The organism is uncultured Thiodictyon sp. (assembly GCA_903837595.1).
In the GTDB taxonomy this organism is placed as follows: domain Bacteria; phylum Pseudomonadota; class Gammaproteobacteria; order Chromatiales; family Chromatiaceae; genus Thiodictyon.
In genome coordinates, this window is sequence record CAILVI010000071.1 from 1 (window position 1) to 7362 (window position 7362).

Here is a 7362-nt window from a genome sequence, read left to right on the forward strand (position 1 = left end):
CACCAAGGATGCCGTACTGGAGCAAAAGTGGTTTCTTGACCAACATCGCATCAATGACCAGCACGGCGCCCTGTGCATGGCCGCCGGCCAGGCATTCTACAACACCTCGGAATCCGCCCTGGCCAGGTTACAGTCGAGCTCCCGCGGCCAACGCCTGCGCGATGACTTTATCGACTACCTTGACGGCTTTTCGCCCAATGTTCAGGAGATCCTGAATAAGTTCGCCTTCCGCGAGCAGATCCAGCGGATGGTGGAAGCCGATATACTGGGCCACTTGATCAGCGATTTTCTCAATCCCGAGATCAACCTGTCGACCCTGCCGATCAGGGATGAAGACGGCCGGGTCAAGCTGCCCCCACTCGATAACCACGGTATGGGCACCGTGTTTGAGGAGCTGATTCGCCGGTTCAACGAAGAGAACAATGAAGAGGCCGGCGAGCACTTCACACCCCGTGACGTTGTCACCCTGATGGCCCGACTGCTCTTCCTGCCGGTGGCCGGGCAGATCTAGTCGACATCCTATGCCCTCTACGACGGTGCCTGTGGAACCGGCGGTATGTTGACCCTGGCGGAGGAAATCCTGCTCGAACTCGCCGCCGCGCGGGGTCAGACGGTGACGATCAACCTCTTCGGGCAGGAAATCAACCCCGAGACTTACGCCATCTGCAAGGCCGATCTTCTGCTCAAGGGCGAAGGCGTAGGGGCTGAAAACATCAGCCACACCCCGCGCGGCAGCCGCATTGCACTGGTACACAACGGCTCCGCACTCTTCACCGGCGACGCGGGGCAGGGCGAGAGCAACATCCGCCGCTGGGCAATCGAGAACGACTGGCTCGAGGCTGTCATCGCCCTGCCGCTCAACATCTTCTACAACACCGGCATCGCGACATACATCTGGATTCTCACCAACCGCAAGGCCGATTATCGCCGCAGCAAGGTGCAGTTGATCGACGCCACCGCCTGGTATCCGCCGCTGCGCCGCAACCTCGGCAAGAAGAACTACGAACTGGGCGAGGCCGAAATCGCCCGCGTGCTGGATCGCTACCCGACAGCGCCGTGCAATACCCGCTGAGCCATTACCGAGTCGGCGGCTATGTCTTGGGCCAGGCGAGGGATTACGACCGCAATTGTGCACTGGATGTGGTGCAATTGCTGACTTTCCTGGAGGCGACCCAGCCCAAGGCGGTGGCGGCGCTGGAACTCGCGCAAGGGGGCATCAAACGCGCCCGGTTCCTGCACCGACTGCCAGGCGAGATCACCAAGCGTGGGGTGGTCCACGTGCTGCGCAAGGGTGTCGATCATGGTCCGGTCAGTGTCGATCTATACAAGTTCCTACCGACGCCGCGCAATACCAATGCCGCGGATCAGTTCGCCCGCAATCTCACCCGCTGTCGCGAAGAGGGTGTCGGTCAACGCTATCTGATTCAGCATTCGGCGGGCAGCGGCAAGAGCAACACCATCGCTTGGTTGGCCTATCAACTGGTGGAACTGACGCGGCCCGACGATGCCAACACCGCCTTGTTCGATTCGGTCATCGTCATCACCGACCGGCGCACGCTGGACACCCAGATTTCCAAGACGATCAAAGGCTATGATCACGTTGCCGCGATCTTTGGTCATTATCCGGCAGTCAGACAAGCAGAACGCACGTTTGGAGCACGACAAGGCGCTGAACCGGGTGGTTCTGGACTTGCTGGCCGACCATACAGAGTTGTTCAAGCGCTTCAGCGACGATCAGAACTTCAAACGCTGGCTAACCGATATGGTGTTTGACGTGACCTATCAACCTGAACTGGTTGACCCTGAGTAGGGTCGTTCCAGCCACCGCCGCTTGCGGCGCAGAGCTCCGACCGGGATGACACCGCGCAGCGGTGTCATCCCGGTCGGCGTTTCGACACGAATGATCTGGCGTGCCGGCTACTGCTTGCGCTTCCAGATGCCAACCGCCACCACGGTATCCGTCGCCTTGACATGGCGGTACACCGATTCGATCGTGTTTTGATCGATGAGCTTGCCATCGAACATGCCATCCTCATCCGCGAAATGCAGACTGACATTGTCATGGCCAATGACGCCGATGAAGCGCTCTTCCGCCTTGGGCGACTTGAAGACGCCGGACAGGGTGCGTCCATTCTGAGTCAGGATCGTGAGTTCGCCGATGAGCGAGGTCTGTTTTTCTTCCCAGTGAGTGACCTTGCCTGGCTGGTCTCCCCGCACGATGATGCCGCCCTCAGACTGCACCGTCCAGGTGCCCGTCAGCGAGGGGATATCCTGCCCGGCAAACGCAGTCGATGCGCAGATGAGTACGAACAGCGCACAGACGGACGTCATCAGTTTCTTCATGGCCGATACTCCAGGTGGTTGCAGACATTGAACGCACGCCTGAACATAGCACCGCCCTCAAGGTCACGCAATCACCGACTCAAATTCCATGGTATCAATCGACCTCTTGGGCCTGCTGTTCCTGGTCGCCCTGCTGGCCGGCTTCGTGGACGCCATTGCCGGGGGCGGCGGGCTGATCTGCATCCCGGCCCTACTGTGGGCGGGGCTGGGGCCGGTGGCAACGCTGGCTACCAACAAGGCCCAGGCGGTGTTCGGCAGCGGGACCGCGGCGCTGAACTTCATCCATAAGGGGCAGATCGAGCTGCGGGCAGCGGCCTTCGCGGCGCTCTGCACCTTCGGCGGCGCGACCGCGGGGGCGCTCCTGGTGCGGCAGCTGGACAGCGCCTTTCTCGGGCGCCTGATCCCGGTGTTCCTGATCGGCTTTGCGCTTTATTTTCTGTTCTCGCCGCGGGCCTCCGACCTGGACAGCCGACGCCGCTTGGGCGCCACACCCTTCGCCCTCACCGTCGGCCTCGGGCTGGGCTTCTACGACGGCTTCTTTGGCCCTGGAACCGGGACCTTTTTCGCCATGGGTTATGTGGCGTTGCAGGGCTACCACCTGCGGCGTGCCACCGCCCACAGCAAGCTGCTGAATGTCGCGAGCAACCTCGCGGCGCTGCTGGTCTTTCTGCCCAGCGGGCAGATCGCTTGGCCGATGGCGCTGGTGATGGGCGCCGGTCAGTTGCTTGGGGCCTGGCTGGGCTCCCACCTGGTCCTGCGCCACGGCACCGCCCTGGTGAGGCCGGTGCTGGTGGTGTCCTCGCTTTTGGTCTCCGCCAAGCTCCTGCTTGACCAATTACGTTAGCGTAAGACCGCAGCACCACCCATTTGGGTTATAACTGCCGTTCGCCCGACCGCCAACGCGCTGACCATCGTCCATGGCCGATCCCGCACTCACTCCAGTAGCCAACGCCCCCCCGACCATGCCCGACCCGCTGGCCGGGCTGCGTGACTGGCACCTGCCTGAGCCGGTGTCCTGGTGGCCGCCGGCCCCGGGCTGGTGGCTGGTCGCCGGAGTGGCCCTGGTCGCGCTCCTGCTCGCCGTGCGGCTGTGGCGACGTCGGCGCCGCCGGGGCGCGGCGGTCAGGGTGGCGCTGGACGAGTTGCGCGTCCTGCGTGGACAACTGGGCGCGGGGCTGGACCCGCTGGGTTTCGCCGCGGCGATCTCGGTGCTGTTGCGGCGCCTGGCCCTGACCCGGTTCCCGCGCGAGCGGGTGGCCGGACTCAGCGGAACGGCCTGGCTCGCCTTTCTCGATGCCACCGGCGGTGGCGAGGGTTTCTCGCAGGGGCCGGGACGGGCGCTGGCGCAGTCCCCGTACCGCAACCCCGCCGCCGCGACACCTCAGGCCTGCGCTGACCCTGCCGCCCTAGGGGACCTGGCCGAGCGCTGGATCCGTGCCAACCGAGGTGTCGCCGCATGATCACACTCGCCTGGCCCTGGGTGCTCGCGGTCCTGCCGCTGCCGCTGCTGGCCTATCTCCTGCCCCCGGCCCGTCCCGCCGGCGGCGCGGCGCTGCGCCTGCCCTTCTACGCCGAGCTGCCGGGAATCACCGCGGCGACGGCCGGGCGCCGGTCCGCGTGGCGGATCGCCGCCGCACTGTTGACCTGGCTGCTGCTGGTGCTGGCGGCGGCGCGCCCGGAGTGGGTCGGAGCGCCGGTGAGCCTGCCGGTCGCGGGGCGCGACCTGATGCTCGCGGTGGACATCTCCGGCAGCATGGAGCAGCCGGACTATGAACTGGACAACCGCATGGTCTCGCGGCTCGCGGTGGTCAAGGCAGTGGCCGCCGGCTTCATCGAGCGGCGCACCCAGGACCGACTGGGGCTCATCCTGTTCGGCAGCAATGCCTATGTGCAGACGCCACTGACCTTCGATGGTCACACGGTGGCCGCCATGCTGCGCGACGCGGTGGTCGGGCTGGCCGGCAAGGAGACGGCCGTCGGCGACGCTATCGCGCTGGCGGTCAAACGCCTGCGCGCCGAGCCGGCAGACAACCGGGTGCTGATCGTGCTCACCGACGGGGCCAGCAATACCGGTGCCCTGGCGCCCCTGGCGGCGGCCGAACTGGCCAAACAGGCCGGGGTGCGCGTCTACACCATCGGCATCGGCGGCGGTGAAATTGGCATCAATACCCCCTTAGGTGTGCGCCTGATGCGCCAGGGCGACGACTATGACCCCGAGACCCTAAAGCGCATCGCAGAACTGACCGGCGGGCGCTTCTTCGCCGCGACCGGGCGCGAGGAACTGGAGGCAGTCTATAAAGAACTGGACCGGCTGGAGCCCAGCCGCCGCGACGAGCGCACCTACCGCCCCCGCGAGTCGCTGTTCGTCTGGCCGGCGGCGGGCGCCCTGGGCTTGAGTGTGCTGATGGCGGCGGCGCTGCTGCGCCGGCGCACGCCGGGGGTGCGCGATGTTGGCTGAACTGCATTTTCTACGCCCCCAGTGGTTTTTTGCTCTGGCGCCCCTGCTGTTGGTCCTGCTCGGGCTGTGGCGCAGCGCCACCGCCGCCAACGCGTGGCGCGGCCTGGTGGATGCACACCTGCTGCCGCACCTGTTGGTGGGCGAGGAAGGTCGGCCACGCCGCGGCCCACTCACGCTGCTGGCACTAGCCTGGCTGATCGGGATCAGCGCCCTGGCCGGTCCGGTGCGCGAGCACCTGCCACAGCCGGTGTTTTCCACCACGGCCAAGCGCGTCATCCTACTCGACCTCTCGCCCAGCATGAACGCCGCCGACGTGGCGCCCTCGCGCCTGGCGCGGGCGCGCTTCGAGGTCCTGGACCTGCTGGCCGCCACCCGCGAGGGGCAGGTGGCGTTGATCGCCTTCGGCCCGGACCCCTTCATCGTCTCACCCCTGACCAGTGACGCCCGCACCATTGCCGATCAGGTCCCGCGCCTCACCACCGACCTGCTGCCGATCCCGGGCCCCCGGCATACTGAGCGAGCACTGGCGATGGCCGGTGACCTGCTGACGCAGGCCGGTGCGGCGGGCGGTGAGGTGATCCTGATCACCGATGGGGTGACTGACGGGTTGGAGGGCGGCCACGGGGCGGCCGACGCGGCCGCCCGCGCGCTCGTCGCACAGGGACATCGACTCTCGGTGCTCGGGGTCGGCACCGCTCAGGGGGCACCCGTGCCCAGTGCAAACGGGGGCTTTGCCGCCGATCGTGGTGGTGCCATCGCGATGGCCCGACTCGATCGCGCGGCACTCCAGGACCTGGCGCGAGCAGGCGATGGCCGCTATGTGGACTTCGACCCGGGAGAACAGGACACCAAGGCGCTCATCGACAGCGGACCGCGGGCCACAACCACCGGGACCGGCATGGTCGAGCAAAAGGGCCTGGTCGCCGACCAGTGGCGGGAGGAAGGCCCCTGGTTGTTGCTCGTCCTGCTGCCCGTCGCGGCACTGGCCTTCCGGCGCGGCTGGCTGCTACCGGTCATGGCCCTGGTCCTGGTGTTGCCGCCACACCCGAGTTGGGCCTTCGGCTGGGATGACCTGTGGCAGCGCCCGGACCAACAGGCGGCCAGCCGGCTCGCCGCCGGTGACGCCGCCGCCGCCGCGGCCCGTTTCCAGGACCCCGACTGGCGCGCCGCCGCCCGCTACCGCAGCGGCGACTATGCCGCGGCCGTGGCGGACCTGGCCGATGCCCGCGGGCCGGATGCCGACTACAACCGCGCCAATGCCTTGGCCCGCCAGGGCCGGCTTGACGAGGCGATCGCCGGCTATGAGCAGGCCCTCAAGCAGGCCCCGGACGACGCGGACGCCCGCGCCAACCTGGAGCTCGTCAAGCAGCTGCGGGATCAAAAGAAACAGGGCGAGCCTAAAGACAAACCGGAGCAGCAGGGTCAGCAGGGGCAGGATCAGAAAGACCAGAAGGGGCAGCAGTCTCAGGACGGCCAGAAGGATCAGAAGGATCAGAAAGACCAGGGCGGCAAGCAGAATCAACCGGGCGGGGCGGACCAACAGAAGCCCGATAGCGGCCAGTCCAGTGCCCAGGGTCAGGACCAGAAAACCGGGAAGGATGCACCACCCAAGCCCGAGTCCGGCGACAAGACCTCCGACGGCAAGCAGGCCAAGGACTCGGACAAAGACACCCAGAATGCACAGGGTTCAGCGGCCGGTCAGACCGGTACGGCGCCGCCACCCAAGCCCGGCGATCTGGGTCAGCAGGAGCGCGAGATCACCTTGCCCGACGGGACCAAACCGCCAGCCGACCAACCGGCGGGGCAAACCGGCATTGCCAAAGAAGGGAAGCCGGATGGGACGCCGCCCACTGGACAGGCCCGCGCCGGCACCGCCGACCTGAGCCCGGAGAGCCGCGAGCAGCAGCAGGCCATGGAGGCCCAGTTACAACGTGTCCCCGACGACCCCGCTGGCCTGCTGCGCCAACGCTTCCTGTTGCAACAACTGCGCCGCGAGGGTCGGTTGCCATGACGTCGGGGCGGGTTTGAAACCTGTACGGGCGGGTTTGAAACCCGCCCCTCCTTATATCGATCCACACAGGCGCGCCCCCGATGGCTAACCTTATTGACCGCCCCCAGTCCCTGCCCTCCCGGCTGATCCTGCTGGCACTGCTGTTGCTGACCCTCCCGCTCGCCCGGGCGGGCGGATTCAGCGCCGAGTTGGACCGGACCCGGGTCGGCGCCAACGAGACCCTGACCCTGCATCTGAGCGCGGACGGCCAGTCGGCAGGCGACCCGGACCTGACCCCTCTGAGCAAGGATTTCGAGGTCTTGGGGCAGTCCCGTGGCAGCCGCATGAACATCGTCAACGGGGCCATGAGCCAGACCCAGGAATGGACGCTGGAACTGGCCCCGCGGCGGCCCGGCAAGCTTGAGATCCCGCCGCTCTCCCAAGGCGGCCGGCAGAGTAAGGCGCTGACGGTAGAGGTGGTATCGGCGGATCAGGCCAACGCAGGCGGCACGCCCAAGCCGATCTTTGTCGACACCCAAATCGAGGCTACCAAGCCCTATGTCCAGCAGTC

General features: G+C 66.6%; 6 protein-coding genes and 2 pseudogenes. 7 read left to right on the plus strand and 1 reads right to left on the minus strand.

The features are described 5' to 3' along the window. Positions 1 to 49: 49 nt before the first annotated feature. A pseudogene (locus QZY44_RS35610) lies at positions 50 to 1072 on the plus strand (class I SAM-dependent DNA methyltransferase). 320 nt (positions 1073 to 1392) lie between these two features. Then, a pseudogene (locus QZY44_RS03900) lies at positions 1393 to 1599 on the plus strand (DEAD/DEAH box helicase family protein); the annotation flags it as partial. Positions 1600 to 1917: 318 nt separating this feature from the next. Here the strand turns inward: QZY44_RS03900 and QZY44_RS03905 are convergent. Next, positions 1918 to 2343: a hypothetical protein gene (locus QZY44_RS03905; protein ID WP_295442513.1), complete on the minus strand. Its 426-nt coding sequence runs from the start codon at positions 2341 to 2343 to the stop codon at positions 1918 to 1920. Between the two features lie 88 nt (positions 2344 to 2431). Here QZY44_RS03905 and QZY44_RS03910 point away from each other — a divergent pair, with 88 nt between their 5' ends. The 5 genes from QZY44_RS03910 to QZY44_RS03930 all read left to right on the plus strand — a co-directional run. After that, on the plus strand, positions 2432 to 3187 hold the full coding sequence (locus QZY44_RS03910) for a TSUP family transporter (protein ID WP_295442516.1): 756 nt from the start codon (positions 2432 to 2434) through the stop codon (positions 3185 to 3187). 73 nt (positions 3188 to 3260) lie between these two features. Beyond that, on the plus strand, positions 3261 to 3803 hold the full coding sequence (locus QZY44_RS03915; RefSeq protein ID WP_295442518.1) for a DUF4381 domain-containing protein: 543 nt from the start codon (positions 3261 to 3263) through the stop codon (positions 3801 to 3803). Next, positions 3800 to 4801: a VWA domain-containing protein gene (locus QZY44_RS03920; RefSeq protein ID WP_295442521.1), complete on the plus strand. Its 1002-nt coding sequence runs from the start codon at positions 3800 to 3802 to the stop codon at positions 4799 to 4801. Before QZY44_RS03915 ends, QZY44_RS03920 begins: the two co-directional genes overlap by 4 nt. Next, the gene (locus QZY44_RS03925; protein ID WP_295442524.1) at positions 4791 to 6812 is read left to right on the plus strand and encodes a VWA domain-containing protein; all 2022 of its coding nucleotides are present in this window, start codon (positions 4791 to 4793) and stop codon (positions 6810 to 6812) included. Before QZY44_RS03920 ends, QZY44_RS03925 begins: the two co-directional genes overlap by 11 nt. Positions 6813 to 6892: 80 nt before the next feature. Continuing rightward, on the plus strand, positions 6893 to 7362 hold a 470-nt coding region (locus QZY44_RS03930; RefSeq protein ID WP_295442526.1), incomplete at its 3' end, for a BatD family protein.